The organism is Rossellomorea oryzaecorticis, assembly GCF_038405515.1.
Taxonomy (GTDB): Bacteria; Bacillota; Bacilli; order Bacillales; family Bacillaceae_B; genus Rossellomorea; species Rossellomorea oryzaecorticis_A.
This window is the reverse complement of the sequence record NZ_JBBYAF010000001.1, coordinates 47,164-62,254: the sequence shown is the minus strand read 5'-3', so window position 1 is coordinate 62,254 and position 15,091 is coordinate 47,164. Positions and strand designations below refer to the sequence as shown.

Genomic DNA, 15,091 nt, shown 5'->3' with positions numbered 1-15,091 from the left:
TTCTAAATACTCTTTAATGCTTACCGCCTATCAAGTCATCTTCTTCACTTAAACTTGGAATTCCAATGATGTCTTCGGTATTGGGAGCATTCACTTCATCGTAATATCCACTTGTTAAAGTCAAAGTTAAAGCACTAACGACAAATAAGATATTTAGGAACTTTTTCATATTTCCATCTCTCCTTAATAGGTCTTTTGTTTACTAAATTCACTATAAGTAGAAATTATATTAAAATAAATAGGATGTTTTGCCGATAAATGACACAATTTCCACTAGTATCATGAAACATGTAGGTATAAAGGGAAAAATTTGATTATTTAAATTTCAATAATCATTGTATTTTTTTACCTTATTTGTTATTTTTTAATAAAATATTGTTTTGGAGATGTGCTATGAAAATATTCTTACTCCCTTACGCCGGAGGTTCCGCTTCTATTTACTACAAATGGAAGAATTTTTTTGAAGAGAAAAGTCCAGCTTTGGAATGTATCCCAATTGAATTGGCCGGAAGAGGCCGGAAATTTAAAGAGGATCTTTATCAAGATTTTGAAGAAGCGATAGAGAAGTTGTCCTTAGAAATAATTAGACATATAGAAAACAACGATTCTTTTTCGATTTTTGGACACAGCCTCGGAAGTTATTTGGCGTTTGAAGTAGCGAGGAGATTGGAGACGACTAATGGTAACGGACCTAAGTGGCTCTTTGTATCTGGTTCCAACCCCCCCCATCTGATCAATACTAAAGCTGAGTCTTCCTTACCAGACTCCCAATTTTTAGAGCACGTAAAAAAACTGGGAGGCACTGCTCCCAGTTTTTTCGAATCAAAAGAATTGGTGGAGTTATATACTCCCATTCTTAAATCAGACTTTCATTTACTTGAAACCTATTCGATTGACCCTTATACCCCGCCATATGTAAATGCCAATATCATGGCTTTTGGCGGCGAGCAAGACCTTCTAAGCACCCATGTCCAAATTTGGGGAGACTACACGAAGGGCAATTTTAATCATTTAACTTTACCGGGAGACCATTTTTTCCTAAACCCCTGGTATAAAGAAATAATCCAAGCAATAACGGGACAGATTACCAATGACAAAAATTCTTTAACAGTATAATCTCTACATGCATGAAATTGCTAAAAAAAAGCACACTAAGTTTCCCGATAGGGTTCTTAGAGTGCTTTTTCGTTCTGGAATGTATATTCACTTTGAAGTTCTTGTTTTAGCCAATTTAACATTTTATTCGCATCCATGTTTCCCTGCTGTCCTTTGTCGAATGCTTTTTGCATGACAGAGAGAACGTGCTGGTCTTTACTTGTGCTCTTATTCAAAAAAGACAACCTCCTACAGTTTCAAACAGTTTATACTACTTTAATACACCAGTTGTCGAAAGTTCAAACCTCAATATATAGGTATATTACCATATTTATACACAAAGTGACATTATTTTTTTATGTGAATTTTTTCTTAGAAGTTACTATTTTCCTATAAACATTTCCATCCAATTGTCCGATAATATATTTTGGTAAACGTTTGAAAATGGCAAACTTATCAAAAGGTGACGGCGTAAAATTATAGGGGCTAAATCAGCCAGCCAGTTACCAAACCATGAACAAAGGGGGATATACAGTTGGCATTTCTTACACCTGAAGAAGCAATGAAAAAAAAGAAAACACAAAAAGTCATCATGTACATAAGCTTTTTTCTAATTACAATCCTGCTGATAGCAGGGACTACTTACCTAACATATCAAGTATAGTAAAAAAGCGTCTTTTGACGCTTTTTTTATGTTCTCTATAAATTCATTCTACAATTTATGGAAAAGTTCGATCATTTTCGATAGAATAAGAGAAGGAATCAAATCAAGCTGGAGGCCAACCATATATGCATAGAGAAGTCAGACTCTTCAAGGGTATAACACAACCATCCATCTTCTTTTATCAACTAACTGAAACAGAAAAACTTGAAAATTTTCGCAGAAAGATGTTTCTCTTATTCTTCTTTTCTTGTATAACTTTCGGGTTCATTGCTTTCTTTGGACTGGGAATGGATTCTTTATCAAAAGAACTAACGACAATATCTCCAATAACCTACGAATTAGAAAAATTTTTATTTTTCCTGGGGAGATTGCTGGCGGGATTGTTATATGCAGCCATTATATTATTTATCCCTTCACTGATTTTTTGGACGATTTCTGATAATGGTGAATATAAAAAACTTGTGATGACACAAGGAATCATTCTTATTATTTTATTATTGGAAAAACTGACCTACATACCTTTATCCTTGTTTTTATCGCTGGATTGGCATTCATCTCCGCTATCCTTGGGAGTACTTGCCCAGTACATCACATCAAATTCTTTGGTTATGTATTTTTTAGGCATCGCTAGCATATTTAAGGTTTGGATCTTCTACATTCAATACAAAGGATTGAAATCTCTCACACAGCAGAAAAATTGGCTCGTCTGGCTAGTTATTCTTCTAACAAATCTAATCTTTTGGGCTATTACAGCTTTACTTGCATATTTAAATATTTCCACCCTTATCTAACAAATTAAAGGCTGTGATAATCTTGAATAAAAAAAGGACATTTTACATTATTCTCATTTTGGTCATCCTCTTTACAGGTACCAACCTCTATTTTATTGAAAAGGCAAACAGCAAGGTTGAGCGTGAAGTCCGTCTGAATAATTGGGATTTTCTAAAAAAAGATGACTTACAAAAAGTTCTGCTTAAATCAGGCGTAGTGACTTCCGCTGAAGAAACCTACCTTTATTTCAACGATGAATTCGGCTCCTTCAAGAAGTTCCTTGTAAAAGAAGGCGACGAAGTGAAAGCAGGGACGCCTCTATTTGAATATGAAGTGACCGATTTCACCGGGCAGAAAGACGTCCTCGAATCAGAAGTCGACCAGCTTGAAGATGAGATCGACAGCATTGAAGACAATATCTCGGATTTAGAGCGCCTTGAGAACTCGCTCCCCTCCTCTTATGATGAAGAAGAGATGCCGCTTGAAGCAAGTGCCCTTGAAACAGAATATGATTTAAAGAAGGAAATTGCTTCCCGGGAACTTGAAATCGATCGCCTGGAAAACCAGGTTGACAGCCTCGAGAGTCAAATTTCCGACCTTGAATCGTATGAAACGACGCTGATAGTCGAAAGCAGCAGTGAGGGAATCGTCAAAGACCTTTCCCACTCAGTCCAGAATCCACTGATGACAATTGCTTCAAACGCGGTAATCGTCACCACGGACCTGACGGAAAAAGAGATCATGGACGTGGAAGAAAACATGAACGCCAAAGTCCAATCAGAGGTTGAAAAGAAAACCAAAAAGGGGCTTGTAACACACGTATCTTCACTTCCGAAAAGAGATCCGCATCTGCAAACGGACAGCATGTATCCGATAAAAATCCAGCTTCAGGATGAAGAGAACAAGCTGCTTCCAGGACACCACGTTCTTGTATCGGTTATCACCGATGAAGTGAAGAATGCATTGGTCGTACCGGTTACGGCAGTTGAAAAATCAGGCTCTAAAAAGCATATCTGGGTGCTCACTGATAAAGGTCTCGTCAAAAAGAGGACCGTTGAAACCGGACTTCAGGTTGACGGCCAAGTCCAGATCAAATCCGGGGTAAAAGCTGGAGAGTCTTATATCGTGAACCCTGATGAAGTCCCTGCACTGAGGAACGGCGCATCTTTCATCACAGCCCTTGAATGGGACAAGATCAAATTGAGAGATTTGAAAAAGATGGACCGTCCTGAAGTCCTTGAAAATCTGCTGTTGGGGATTTTAGAAAGAAAATAAATTTGTAGTGACCCGTTCTTACTGGAACGGGTCTTTTTATACATAGTCTCTTTATGAGTGTTGATACTAAGTGTATCCCACTCGATTTCATAAGGAGGCGAAACTATGAAAACCATCAAATCCGTACTCATTGTCACCATACTTCTTTCACTGCTTGCCTTCTCTCTGCCCGGCTCCTGCGGGTTCGCAGCCAGCCCCAAGAAAAATGTGATCTTCATGATCATGGACGGAACCAATTCCGATGTCGTCACCCTTTCACGCTGGTATAAGGGTTCTGGGCTTAATCTGGATAAGATCCTTGTCGGGGGCGTGCGCACGTATTCCGGAGAATCCGCGATCACCGATTCCGCTGCGGCTGGCACGGCAATGGCTACGGGAGTAAAGACCCGTGCTGACTACATAGGAATAAACGCAGAGGGTAAACCAGTCCTGTCCATTTTGGAGGCTGCCAAGCTGTCCGGTTATGCCACCGGAATCGTATCCACCTCCCCCGTTCAGCATGCCACCCCGGCAGCCTTCACTGCCCACGTCCTGAACCGCGATGAATTCGGTGACATCGGAGAGCAGCAGGTCTATCAATACCTCGACGTCATCCTCGGCGGCGGTGCAGCTTGGCTAAAACCAAAATCCAAAAACTCGGTCAAAAACGACGACGGCATGCTCAAAACCAAACAAATCTCCCGCGAAGACGGTGAAAACCTTGTTACCAAGATAAAATCCGACCCCCTTTACTCCTTCACCGCAACGAGGGACGGGCTTTCAAAAAGTCGCGGGGCCGATAAGCTGTGGGGGGCTTTTGCAGAGGAGGATTTGGCTTATGATGTTGACCGGAAGACGTTGAAGCCCGATGAACCGACGCTTGCTGAGATGACGAGATCCGCGATTGAACGCTTATCCAGTAAGGAGAAAGGTTTCTTCTTGATGGTGGAAGGAAGCAAGGTGGATTGGGCCGCACATAAGAATGACCCGGTCGGGATGGTCAGCGAAGTACTGAGCTTTGATCGGGCGGTCGGTGAAGCGCTGGAATTTGCGGAGCTTGACGGCAATACCATGGTCGTCGCAGTGACAGATCATGGAAACAGCGGCTTGACCCTCGGGAATGGCGATACAGATAAAACATATAAAAATCAGCCAATTGAAACATTCATAAAACCATTGAAAAAAGCTGAGTATACGGTAAAAGGCGCTACTTCTCAATTGAAGGATGACCGTTCGAATTTAAAAGAAGTGTTGAATTCCTACGGGCTTTCTGGTTTGAGCAGGAATGAATATTGTGCCATGGAAGAAGCCAATGATGCCGAGGACTTGGAGAATGAAATGGTCAAGCTGATGGCGAAGCGGGCGAACTTAGGGTTCTCCACTCACGGTCATACCGGTGAAGATGTTTTCTTATATGCGTATGGACCGGGGAAGCCAGCCGGGTTGATCGAAAATACAGAATTACCTGGGATCATGGCAGAATTTCTTGGGTATTCACTTGATTCCGGACCTTTTTCTGATTGGTATTTGGACGGAAAGAAATTTTTCAAAGACCGCGGTTATAAGGTTTTGATTGATAAACGGGATGTTGATAATCCTGAGTTGGTTGCGACGTTTGGTGATGAGGAGCTTCGTTTTCCGGAGAATAAGAACTATTATCTGAGGAACGGTGAGGCCGTAGGGTTGGAGAGTGTGAATGTTCACAGCGGCGGGACTTTTTATATTCATTGGGTGGAGTAGAGGTATTTGAGGTTGGGTGGTGGTGCTTGAGTGCGGGTGCCTGGCTCGAATTCGCTGTTTTGAGCCTGGCTCGATTGTGCCGATTTGAGCCTGGCTCAGAGTAGAGGTATTGAGCCTGGCTCAAATCACTCCGGCACGCCACGTTAAAGTGTACCTGGTACACTCCCCTACCAAATATCCCTCCCCACCTTTCGACATTTCCCGAGAAATATCTCCACAGCCATTCCCGAACTTCCGCACTTTTCCCCTCTCTTATTCCATTCCCCCCTCCTTTTACGTTATAATATAAGAATGCGATTTTATAGATGGGAGAGATTGTTGGATGGCGATTCGAATTGAAGAATTGAATGATAAATTGATTCCGATGAGTCGGTCGATACAGGGTGAGCTGAACCCCGGGACTGACGAAGGACGTAATATTGTCTCAAAAGGGCTTCTTTTGTTTCGTCAAAACCTGGTCTCGAATGTAAAGGTGCGCGAGGAGGAAGCAAGCGCCGATGTTCAGGACGTCACGCCTGTTTCGGTGCGCCTTGATTTACAATTTCCTCTGCTGAGTAAGTGCTCATGCCCATACTCAGGCTGGTGCCGGCATCAGATGGCCGTATTTTTCATGATTTACAACAAGGTGGCCCGTGTCAGTGAATGGATTCAGGACTGGCGCAGCCAGGAAAGCTCTCCCGCTTCGGTTACAGATGACAAATCTTCACTGGAAGATTTATTGAAGAAACACAGCAGCACTGGTGCCCTCCGGAAAGCCAGTGACTTATTGCAGGAACGAAAAACACGAGGTGATTCGCCTGACGAGTGGTGGGAGTTTTTCGAGACGCTTTTAAAAAATGACGATTTGCAGCTTCTCGAACGACAGCCTTATCTGATGGACGTCATTATGCAGAATATCTACAAGCGCTTTAGAAAAGAAGCACCATTTGAACGTGAATGGAAGCCTCTTTATCAGCTGTTCGCCACCTTCTTTCTCACGCTGAAAGTGGATTTATTTATACAAAATAGGGGCCTCGAATTGAATCGGGAGCAGTATGCCCTGTTCGATTATCTATTGGATGAAATGGAGGACGCGGTCGAGAAGCTTTCCGTACATGCGATGCCGTTCAGCTTCGACCCGTTCATTGCCTTCTTAAAAGAAAAGTCAGCAGGGATGACTGAGGACCCAGCACATAGTACTACGATCAAAGCCGAGGTGTACCGCTTCATTTGGTACTATCTGTTTAAACAAAAGGCTTGGCGGCGTGATGAAGTAAGTCGATTGGAGGCTTCTGATACGCTTGATGATCCATTCATCAAAATTGCCCTGCTTCATCAATATCTGTTGCTTGATGATTTGGAAAAAGCAGAGGAAATGGTTGAACGGATTGGAACGGAGCTTGTCGTTTATTCAGAGTTCTGGCTGGTGAAATTCGTGCTGTCGAAAAGATACGAAGCACTGCTGCTTTTGTTAAAGGCGATTTTAAAAAGGCTTCCGTCTTATATCGAAGAGCGTGAACATTATGAAGCGTCAAGCTTCGTCCGCTGGTTCGTCCGCAAGCTTCCGACAGAATGGCTGATGGAAAGGGACCCTGCATTTTTAAGGGAACTCCTGCTCTCGATGCTACCGTTCAGTTACTACAGCTACACAGAGTTTCTGCTTAACTCGAAATCCTATCGCGAATGGGTGGAGCTGCAGAAATACATGGGCTACTCAATCCCTGAAATGGAAAACATGGGCCTGCCTCAGGTGTACAAAGAGTCACCTGAGCTCGCACTGCCGCTCTACTATAATGGAGTGACTGATGCGATCGAGCAGAAAAACCGTGACAGCTACAAGTACGCTGTCCGCTATATGAAGAAGATTCGGACGATTTATAAGAAGCTGAAGCAAACGGATAAATGGGATGCTTATCTTGAGTATACCCTTGAAAAATACAAGCGATTACGTGCGTTTCAAGAAGAATGCAGAAAGGGAAAGTTGATTGATGCTTAAACTGTCTTCCGTGAAAATCAATGTAGACGCAACTAAATATGAAGACCGTTTCTATCTGACTGCGGAAAACGGTGATGGTGACCTGCTGCAGCCTTCAGAGTGGATGAGCCAACTGTTCCTTTGGCATGAAGACACTCACTACGGGACGCTGCTTAACGACACGATCGTAAGCGACGGGCTCGTTGTGTCTCAGTGGCAGCTTCTTACCCTGCTTGCACAGGAACATTTCAGCGGGATGGTCGATTGGGACTGGGACGAAACCGGCCAGGCCTGTAACGCCATTGCGCCCGTCATTTATGAAGCGATCGAAGCCGGACGCTGGCTCCCCCGCTTCCAGGAATGGCAGGAAAAAGGACTCCAGTTCCACATCCCCGATGAAGTCTGGGAAAACTTTAACGAAGAATTCTGGCAGGAGGACCTCCCTGAAGGCCCGTCCCTCGCCGCTTTAACGCAGCAGTGGTTTGAAGGGTCGCTGAATGAGGCGATGGCTGCCGGCGGATCCGATGCGATGAAGAGGATTCAGAAGCTGAAAGAAAGTACGCTCACTTCCGAGGAGCTTCATGCTTATTTTGATGAGAAGCGCTGGAGTGAGTGGATCCGCGGTGAAGAGGATGAGGAACTGCCGTTTTCGATCGGTCTACGGATCTCGGAGCCTCTCGATGAGGATGAAACGTGGCAGCTCGAGACGATTTTACGGGACCGCAAGAAGGCAAAGCGGGTTATTTCATTAGCGCAAGATACTGTGCCGCCTTCCTGGAAAGGTCATTTGCCTCAGGTGCGTGAAGAGCAGGAACGCTGGCTGAAGATGATGCCGATGCTCCGTGACAGCGACGGCAATTTGACCGATTCCCTCAGCGAGCATGATGCGTGGGATTTCCTATCGGTTTTGAGTGAAAAGCTGATCGACCTAGATATTGAAATCCTCCTCCCTTCCTGGTGGGAAGCGATGAAAGATGCACAGGTGTTGGTGAAGGCTAAGTTGAAAAATACGGACACCAGCTACCGGCCGTCGTTTGTCGGCTTGAATGCCATGCTCGATTTTGACTGGCGCCTGTCCATGAACGGGGTCAATTTATCAGAAGATGATTTTAATAAGCTGGTAGATGACCAGCGGAGGCTGGTGAAAATCCGCGGTCAGTGGATGAAGCTGGACCCGGCGATGATCCGGCGCATCCAGCAGATGATGACGAAAGCGAAACAGGAAGGCATCTCGATTCAGGATATGCTGGAGCAGGAACTGCTTCCGCGTGATGACGAGGATGATGCGGCAGAGGATGATGACGAGCACGATCCGTATAAGTACGCCCGGATTCAGCTTGAATTGAACCGTTCGTTAAAGAAGCTTGTCAGCCAGCTGACGAATGTATCATCGATTCCTTTAGTGGATACGCCTGAGGCATTCCACGGGGAGCTTCGACCGTATCAGCAGCTCGGTATGAGCTGGATGCTCTTTTTACGGAAATTCAGTTTCGGTGCCTGCCTTGCCGACGACATGGGGCTTGGTAAAACGGTTCAGCTGATCACATACTTACTTCATGTAAAGGCTGAGGAGAACCCTGAGACACCGGCTCTGATCATTGCTCCTACTTCCGTGCTTGGGAACTGGCAGCGTGAAATTGAGAAATTCGCTCCTGATTTGAAGGTTCATCTTCATTATGGATCTTCTCGTGCGAAAGAGGAGAAATTTTCTGAGCGGACCGCAGGTATGGATATCGTCCTGACCTCATACGGCTTGTCTCACATCGATTTTGATGAGCTGTCCCAAGTTGAATGGAGCTCGATCTCCCTGGATGAAGCACAGAACATCAAGAATGCGAATACAAAACAATCCCGTGCCATCCGCAAGCTGGAAGGAAAGCATCATATCGCGCTGACTGGAACGCCGATGGAAAATCGCCTCTCAGAGCTTTGGGCCATCTTTGATTTCCTGAACCATGGATACCTCGGTGGATTCACGCAGTATCAGAAAAACTATATTGCACCGATCGAAAAAGACGAGTCTCAGGAAAAGGTCCGAGAGCTTCAGGCAAAAATCAAGCCGTTCCTGCTGCGCAGAACGAAGAAGGATCCTGAAGTCGAGCTTAATCTTCCCGAGAAAATCGAGCAAAAGGAATACTGCAGCTTAACGGCTGAGCAAGCCGCACTCTATGAACAGCTCGTGCAGGAAACATTGACGAAGGTCGAGACGCTGAGCGGGTTCGAACGTAAGGGCCTGATTTTGCAAATGCTGAATCAGTTGAAGCAGCTCTGTAACCACCCTGCTCTCTACCTGAAAGAACCTGCGCCAAGGTCGATCCTGACCCGTTCCGAAAAAATGCAGAAGCTGAAGGATATCGTGGAAACCGCCCTGGAATCAGGCGAGGGTACCTTGATATTCACCCAGTATATTTCAATGGGTGAAATGATTCAGGAAGTCATGAAAAAGGAATTCAATGTCGATGTTCCATTCCTGAATGGAAGCATGCCCAAAGGAAAACGCGATCAACTCGTGGAACAATTCCAAAACGGTGAATTCCCGGTCTTCCTTCTTTCCCTGAAGGCCGGCGGAACCGGATTGAACCTGACAGCCGCCAACCACGTCGTCCACTACGACCGCTGGTGGAATCCCGCTGTGGAGAACCAGGCCACCGACCGTGCGTATCGGATTGGGCAGAAGCGATTCGTCCATGTCCATAAGCTGGTGTCATCAGGGACGCTTGAAGAGAAAATCGATGCGATGCTTGAGAAGAAACAGGCATTGAATGACGAAATTATCAGAAGCGACCAGTGGGTTACCGAATTGTCGGATCAGGATCTGGAGTCGTTGTTGGTGTTGGAATAGATTTAGTGGTAGACCCCCTTTCTTTTAATATCCCGTTCGGTTAAGGTGGAGAAAGCGATAATAAACCCCTGAATTAACAATCAAAATCACAATGAAAAAAGCCGTCGATTTCACACTAGAAATCACGGCTCTTTTCTTTGATTAAAACAGAGCTGTCTATAATAGAAAAATTGAAATGTGACTTATACAATCTTTTCCCTGTTAGTAGGACCAGCCACTTTGTAAACTAATCTTTAAAGATAGGCTCTTAAGCCTATCTCTTGCTGATTGCTTGCCAGCCGTTTCTCTTAGCGTTTCACAGGGTGATTAGGTTTATTAATATCAATTACACCATTGTCTACTGGATCAGTTTGATTCCCACTGACCCCAAGGTGGTATTCCCAACTCCCCCACACCGGAGTTCCTTCTCCCGTGTAACGCGGGTCAGTTTCATGAACAATAAGGTAGAAATACTTTTCACCCGTTTCCATGTTAGTGATGTGATTGATCATCCATCCACTGTCTAGATAAGGGTCTCCTCCAAAGTCACCACGATATTGAACGTTATAATGATAAACGCCATTCTCTTCAGTATACTTGCCTGTTACATCTCCCACTGGAATACTGCCATCATCTGTCTGGTGACCAGGAACGATGGTACTCTTAGCCGATACACCCGATACCAGTAAACTCATTGCAAAACCTATACCCAATGTAGCTGTTAATAATTTCTTCATGTTAAAAGTTCCTCCTTCAATAATAAATAGAAAATTCACTTATAGCTCTAATTATGTATGATTCATGATGATGGTCATAAGATTAGTTTACAAAGGGATGCACCAATACTACCACAAACAGAAAGAATATTTTGTCAATTTTTGTTGTATTTCACTTTTAAATTAGTAATAAAGGCTTACATGCTAATATTTCCTTTCTATTTGCATTTTAGATTGAGTAAGAATAGTTTTCATGGAAGTAGCTCACCTCCTTGTGAGAAAAGTCTGTTCCAGCAATTGATTGGAGTGCAAGGCGAAGACTCCTATTAGAGGGAATGGCTTTGTTCATAGGCAGGTTATAAGATGAATTGGCCACGAAGACGTTCTTTGCCTTCTTGGTCGATTTGGGTTATTCAATATGCCTCTATACCCCTCCAACTAAATTAGACAGTCCCCCCCTTGACCGAGGAGGCTCACTGGTCACCTACGTAAAGCGAAGTCTTGCACGAAAATCAACAGCGGTGATCAGCAGAACAAATCCACAAAACTGCTACTAAATTAGAATAATTCTTAAAAGATCATATATTTCTAAAATGGATCGTATTTTTCTCGAATGGATCATAAAATTTGAAAACGGATCATAAAATTTGAAAACGGATCATAAATTCCGGAAATGGATCATAAATCCCCAGAACGGATCATAAACTAGGGTTCCCCTCCGTTTGCCCTCTCTCCCACCCTATTAAACAACCGATTCTTAACGCAAAATTCCCCTTCTCCTCAAAAAAATCCACAAAAAAACAGCCGGCTCCCAAGGAAACCGACCCTACATGAAGACATATTGGGGAACTTACAAAACTACTTCACTACTTACTTACAATAATCTATTTCTAACGAGGTATGTTAGAGGGATGACGCGGTGACATGATGACAATTGGACTTTGAGACAAATGCTTATAGGTTGGACAGAAATTATAACGAATAGGGTGTACGTTTGAAGAATTCTAAGTTGGAGACATATGCGAAGGATTCCTTAAGATGTGGTTTGCAGGACAGCTTTCGGGTACTCGTAGCCTTGTTCTAGGGCGGTGACCCGTTGTGAAAGATAGAAATTCTCGACATTGGCCCTTGCTACTTTTTTGATCAAATCTTCATTCAATTTTTCCAGTCGATCGATTCGTTGTTCCAGGGATTCCAGCGTTGCCACTTGCTTCCCTCCCTTCTTTTAAAATGGCAGTTCAACCGGTTCTTTCTTCTCTTCCCTTTCAGCCGGCGGTTTCGTATCAAGGAACCGAATCGATTCCGCGACTACTTCCGTGACGTAGATCCGCTTTCCTTGATCATTTTCATAATTGCGGGTTTGAATCCGGCCCGTGATTCCGACAACCGAGCCTTTGCGGCAGTATTTCTCCGTGTTATCCGCAGCCTTATTCCAAATCTTACACAATACGAAATCTGCGTCGGTTTGTCCCTGCTGATTTTTAAACTGGCGGTTCACGGCAACCGTTACATTGAGGACCGATTTGCCTTCCGTCGTCTTCCTTGCTTCAGGATCTTTGGTCAGCCTGCCCACCAGGGTTACTTGATTGATCACCTTCGTTCAACACTCCCTTCTCTTTGGAATGATTTCATCTTACACCTCTCCTTTCAGGCTTGTAAAATGGCAAATTTCTTAAATTTGGAGCCCAAACTGCCTCAGATTAGGCAAATTCCCCTAGGGAGATTTCCTATTTTCACATTAAAAAAAGTTCAAATATTCGAAATTTAACTTTTTTGACACTTTTTCTTATTAGGGATTCTTTTCTCACTGTGATATAATTTTTTTAACTAAAACCTATTTATAGGAGATGTTCGTTCATGAAAACCTTTAAAGTGATTTCACTTCAGGTAGTTGATAATGATGAACTCCAGGATTTCGAAATTGAGGACGGTCTGATCATCAATAAAGAGGATGAGAAGAGTACCTGGCTCGTCGAAACATATATGCCGCAAGATCACATTGAGTTTTTCCAAAATGCCCAGCAGAAAAAAAGTGATTTGGAAATACAGGTCGTGATCTCCCATAAAGCCAATGATCCTGCTGCTTTCATGACATCCATACGCTGCATCAAGAAAATGGACGGCCGCATGAGTATTTTATTTGAAGGGAAATTAAAGAAGCAGCGTAACGAATATGCCGAGCTTTTATTGGATGACTTGCTGCAAAGAGGATATTCGGGTGACGAACTGATGAAAGAATTCCGGGAAAAAATGGTGTCTAAGCCGCGCATTCCGGCAACGTCAAAGCCGAGCGTCTAATTTCTAAGTGAATAAGCAAACTTCCTATAGAGTAGATGTTGACCTTTTGTTATAATAAGATTATCGAAACGATTTTATAGGCAGGTGTCCACCATGATCGGGGAAAGAGTGAAAAAATATAGACAGGAAAAAAGAATGTCTATGACAGAGCTGGCTGAAAAAGCTGGGGTTGCTAAGTCATATCTAAGCTCCATTGAGCGCAATATTCAACAAAACCCATCCATTCAGTTTTTAGAAAAAGTCTCTGCCGCTTTGGGTATTCCGATGGACGCTTTATTACATGATGAATCCGCGGAAACTGCAGTCGATCGCGAGTGGATCAAGATTGCAGAGGAAGCGATGGATTCAGGTATAACGAAGGAACAATTTCGTGAATTTATCGAATTTAATAAATGGAAATTAGGTAATAAATAAAGTCTTGCAAGCGGGTTGCAAGACTTTTTAAATTTACACGATTTTATATTCGTTAGCTGCTTTTTGGCTATGACTTTGTAAATATTCTCTAATATCTTTTTTTGAAATTCCTGCATCCAATGCTTGTTTGACTAGTTCAATCCATTCTAAATCCAGTTCACGCTTATCCAATTACATTCCTCCCAAAATACAAATATGTATTTCAGGCAATCCAGCCATCTTAGTCGTCCAATGTGCACTTTTTCTATGTAGGTTCCCTAATCGCACGCATTTTCTTACCTTAGATCTGTGACTTTGCGTCCCTACCTTTCAATAGGTTTGCCTTTGTCTGACTAATCACTTGGAACTATTCCCATTATACTAATGAAAAACTTTAAAAACTGTAGTTTTTTGTCTTTTCTGACAATTAATTATACACTTTTTTCCTACATAATTAGTTATGTTTTGACAGGAGTATACTTTATTACTCAAGATTATCTCCTTAAAAGAAAGAACAGAGGAAACTCGTGTCGAATTACCACGAATATTTATTACTATATTGATTGCGATAAGCCTCTAATTTCTTTTTTAAAGGAAGGACTTTGTCATTAATATTCTGGAAGGTATTGGAGTCATAAAAAGATTGATCAGTCAGGTCATGTCCGCATGATGGGCAAATCCATTGACCAGTTTCGGTACTGCTAAAGGAAGATCTTGTGCACCGTGTACATACTTTTTTATACATAATTATTTCACTTCCTTGTAAACTTTTAGAATATCGCTTCTTCTTTTTTTACTGTAGAAATAGAGAGTTACTCCACTTGTAAAAACAGCTACCCCCAATAGCAGGATCTTATAGTACTCCGTTCCGGTAACAGGAAGTTTTGGGCCATCTACGGGGAGTACCCCGCCTAAGGTACCTTCTACAAATACTTTAAATTGAAATTCGCTGTTAAGTCCTTGAAAATCGTTACCAAGCTCGAATGGTACCTCGACAGTGAAAATGAGGATTTCTGAAGAAGATGTTTTTAATTCACGCGACTCCAGCTTATGAAAATCTTTTAATTTACCCTTAAACAGACTACCCTTATTATCGCTCACTTCTAAACGCAGCTCGTTATAAAATTTTCCTGAGCCAGTAATAAATTTATTAGTGAAAAGGTAGGTGAAATCCTGAGTTCCTTTATTTAGCACAGTCAATTGTTTCGTGATCTTGTCGCCGGGTTTTAAATTACTAATATTAAAGAAGATTTTATGAGGGCTGGTTGAGATATCTAACTCTTTCTGTTCAATATAATGATCTTGCTCAGCTTGATATATATTTGGAGAGAAGATGAGGAAGGCTATGAAGAGAATGATTACTTTTCCAAAAAAATGTTTCATAG

16 protein-coding genes and 2 riboswitches are annotated in these 15,091 nt (G+C 42.8%); of the genes, 9 read left to right on the top strand and 7 right to left on the bottom strand.

The features are described 5' to 3' along the window. Positions 1-13 precede the first annotated feature (13 nt). On the bottom strand, positions 14-169 hold the full coding sequence (locus tag AAEO50_RS00345; RefSeq protein WP_341979217.1) for a hypothetical protein: 156 nt from the start codon (positions 167-169) through the stop codon (positions 14-16). Between the two features lie 224 nt (positions 170-393). Between AAEO50_RS00345 and AAEO50_RS00340 the strand changes: the two genes are divergently transcribed. Further along, on the top strand, positions 394-1,116 hold the full coding sequence (locus AAEO50_RS00340) for a thioesterase II family protein (RefSeq protein WP_341979215.1): 723 nt from the start codon (positions 394-396) through the stop codon (positions 1,114-1,116). 56 nt (positions 1,117-1,172) lie between these two features. Here AAEO50_RS00340 and AAEO50_RS00335 read toward each other — a convergent pair whose 3' ends face one another. Next, the gene (locus tag AAEO50_RS00335) at positions 1,173-1,331 is read right to left on the bottom strand and encodes a hypothetical protein (protein ID WP_341979213.1); all 159 of its coding nucleotides are present in this window, start codon (positions 1,329-1,331) and stop codon (positions 1,173-1,175) included. A 200-nt stretch (positions 1,332-1,531) separates the two neighbouring features. Further along, positions 1,532-1,606: riboswitch (cyclic di-GMP riboswitch) on the top strand. A 24-nt stretch (positions 1,607-1,630) separates the two neighbouring features. Between AAEO50_RS00335 and AAEO50_RS00330 the strand changes: the two genes are divergently transcribed. The 6 genes from AAEO50_RS00330 to AAEO50_RS00305 all read left to right on the top strand — a co-directional run bounded on the left by AAEO50_RS00330 (position 1,631) and on the right by AAEO50_RS00305 (position 10,320). Further along, positions 1,631-1,759, top strand: a complete 129-nt coding sequence (locus AAEO50_RS00330) for a hypothetical protein (RefSeq protein WP_341979211.1) — start codon at positions 1,631-1,633, stop codon at positions 1,757-1,759. 125 nt (positions 1,760-1,884) lie between these two features. After that, positions 1,885-2,550: a hypothetical protein gene (locus tag AAEO50_RS00325; protein WP_341979209.1), complete on the top strand. Its 666-nt coding sequence runs from the start codon at positions 1,885-1,887 to the stop codon at positions 2,548-2,550. Between the two features lie 22 nt (positions 2,551-2,572). After that, positions 2,573-3,805: a hypothetical protein gene (locus tag AAEO50_RS00320; RefSeq protein ID WP_341979207.1), complete on the top strand. Its 1,233-nt coding sequence runs from the start codon at positions 2,573-2,575 to the stop codon at positions 3,803-3,805. A gap of 105 nt (positions 3,806-3,910) precedes the next feature. Beyond that, entirely contained in the window at positions 3,911-5,524 is a 1,614-nt protein-coding gene (locus tag AAEO50_RS00315) for an alkaline phosphatase (protein ID WP_341979205.1), read from the top strand. Positions 5,525-5,846: 322 nt separating this feature from the next. Next, positions 5,847-7,499 (top strand): SWIM zinc finger family protein, encoded by a 1,653-nt coding sequence (locus AAEO50_RS00310; protein ID WP_341979202.1) that lies wholly within the window; start codon positions 5,847-5,849, stop codon positions 7,497-7,499. After that, positions 7,492-10,320, top strand: a complete 2,829-nt coding sequence (locus tag AAEO50_RS00305; RefSeq protein ID WP_341979200.1) for a DEAD/DEAH box helicase — start codon at positions 7,492-7,494, stop codon at positions 10,318-10,320. Before AAEO50_RS00310 ends, AAEO50_RS00305 begins: the two co-directional genes overlap by 8 nt. A gap of 287 nt (positions 10,321-10,607) precedes the next feature. Here AAEO50_RS00305 and AAEO50_RS00300 read toward each other — a convergent pair whose 3' ends face one another. The 3 genes from AAEO50_RS00300 to ssb form a co-directional block, all read right to left on the bottom strand. Next, positions 10,608-11,036, bottom strand: a complete 429-nt coding sequence (locus AAEO50_RS00300) for a hypothetical protein (protein ID WP_341979198.1) — start codon at positions 11,034-11,036, stop codon at positions 10,608-10,610. A gap of 1,012 nt (positions 11,037-12,048) precedes the next feature. Next, positions 12,049-12,222 carry a hypothetical protein gene (locus tag AAEO50_RS00295; protein WP_341979196.1) on the bottom strand — a complete coding sequence of 58 codons (174 nt, stop codon included), beginning with the start codon at positions 12,220-12,222 and terminating at the stop codon, positions 12,049-12,051. An 18-nt stretch (positions 12,223-12,240) separates the two neighbouring features. Beyond that, the gene (gene ssb / locus AAEO50_RS00290) at positions 12,241-12,609 is read right to left on the bottom strand and encodes a single-stranded DNA-binding protein (RefSeq protein WP_341979194.1); all 369 of its coding nucleotides are present in this window, start codon (positions 12,607-12,609) and stop codon (positions 12,241-12,243) included. A 263-nt stretch (positions 12,610-12,872) separates the two neighbouring features. Here ssb and AAEO50_RS00285 point away from each other — a divergent pair, with 263 nt between their 5' ends. Together AAEO50_RS00285 and AAEO50_RS00280 are read left to right on the top strand one after the other, a co-directional pair. After that, positions 12,873-13,313 carry a YwpF-like family protein gene (locus tag AAEO50_RS00285; protein ID WP_341979192.1) on the top strand — a complete coding sequence of 147 codons (441 nt, stop codon included), beginning with the start codon at positions 12,873-12,875 and terminating at the stop codon, positions 13,311-13,313. 93 nt (positions 13,314-13,406) lie between these two features. Beyond that, on the top strand, positions 13,407-13,727 hold the full coding sequence (locus tag AAEO50_RS00280) for a helix-turn-helix domain-containing protein (protein WP_341979190.1): 321 nt from the start codon (positions 13,407-13,409) through the stop codon (positions 13,725-13,727). A 33-nt stretch (positions 13,728-13,760) separates the two neighbouring features. Here AAEO50_RS00280 and AAEO50_RS00275 read toward each other — a convergent pair whose 3' ends face one another. Both AAEO50_RS00275 and AAEO50_RS00270 read right to left on the bottom strand, forming a co-directional pair. After that, positions 13,761-13,898, bottom strand: a complete 138-nt coding sequence (locus AAEO50_RS00275; RefSeq protein WP_341979188.1) for an anti-repressor SinI family protein — start codon at positions 13,896-13,898, stop codon at positions 13,761-13,763. A 31-nt stretch (positions 13,899-13,929) separates the two neighbouring features. Further along, positions 13,930-14,060, bottom strand: a riboswitch (cyclic di-GMP riboswitch). Positions 14,061-14,453: 393 nt separating this feature from the next. Beyond that, a complete protein-coding gene (locus tag AAEO50_RS00270; RefSeq protein WP_341979187.1) occupies positions 14,454-15,089 on the bottom strand; it encodes a TasA family protein in 636 nt (211 codons plus the stop codon). Positions 15,090-15,091: the final 2 nt, after the last annotated feature.

Bases quoted from the DNA above. Each gene is read 5' to 3' on its own strand.
- AAEO50_RS00340 (WP_341979215.1), top strand. From the start codon at position 394: ATGAAAATATTCTTACTCCCTTACGCCGGAGGTTCCGCTTCTATTTAC.
- AAEO50_RS00270 (WP_341979187.1), bottom strand. From the start codon at position 15,089: ATGAAACATTTTTTTGGAAAAGTAATCATTCTCTTCATAGCCTTCCTC.
- AAEO50_RS00325 (WP_341979209.1), top strand. From the start codon at position 1,885: ATGCATAGAGAAGTCAGACTCTTCAAGGGTATAACACAACCATCCATC.
- AAEO50_RS00315 (WP_341979205.1), top strand. From the start codon at position 3,911: ATGAAAACCATCAAATCCGTACTCATTGTCACCATACTTCTTTCACTG.
- AAEO50_RS00280 (WP_341979190.1), top strand. From the start codon at position 13,407: ATGATCGGGGAAAGAGTGAAAAAATATAGACAGGAAAAAAGAATGTCT.
- AAEO50_RS00305 (WP_341979200.1), top strand. From the start codon at position 7,492: ATGCTTAAACTGTCTTCCGTGAAAATCAATGTAGACGCAACTAAATAT.
- AAEO50_RS00285 (WP_341979192.1), top strand. From the start codon at position 12,873: ATGAAAACCTTTAAAGTGATTTCACTTCAGGTAGTTGATAATGATGAA.
- AAEO50_RS00310 (WP_341979202.1), top strand. From the start codon at position 5,847: ATGGCGATTCGAATTGAAGAATTGAATGATAAATTGATTCCGATGAGT.
- AAEO50_RS00300 (WP_341979198.1), bottom strand. From the start codon at position 11,036: ATGAAGAAATTATTAACAGCTACATTGGGTATAGGTTTTGCAATGAGT.
- AAEO50_RS00345 (WP_341979217.1), bottom strand. From the start codon at position 169: ATGAAAAAGTTCCTAAATATCTTATTTGTCGTTAGTGCTTTAACTTTG.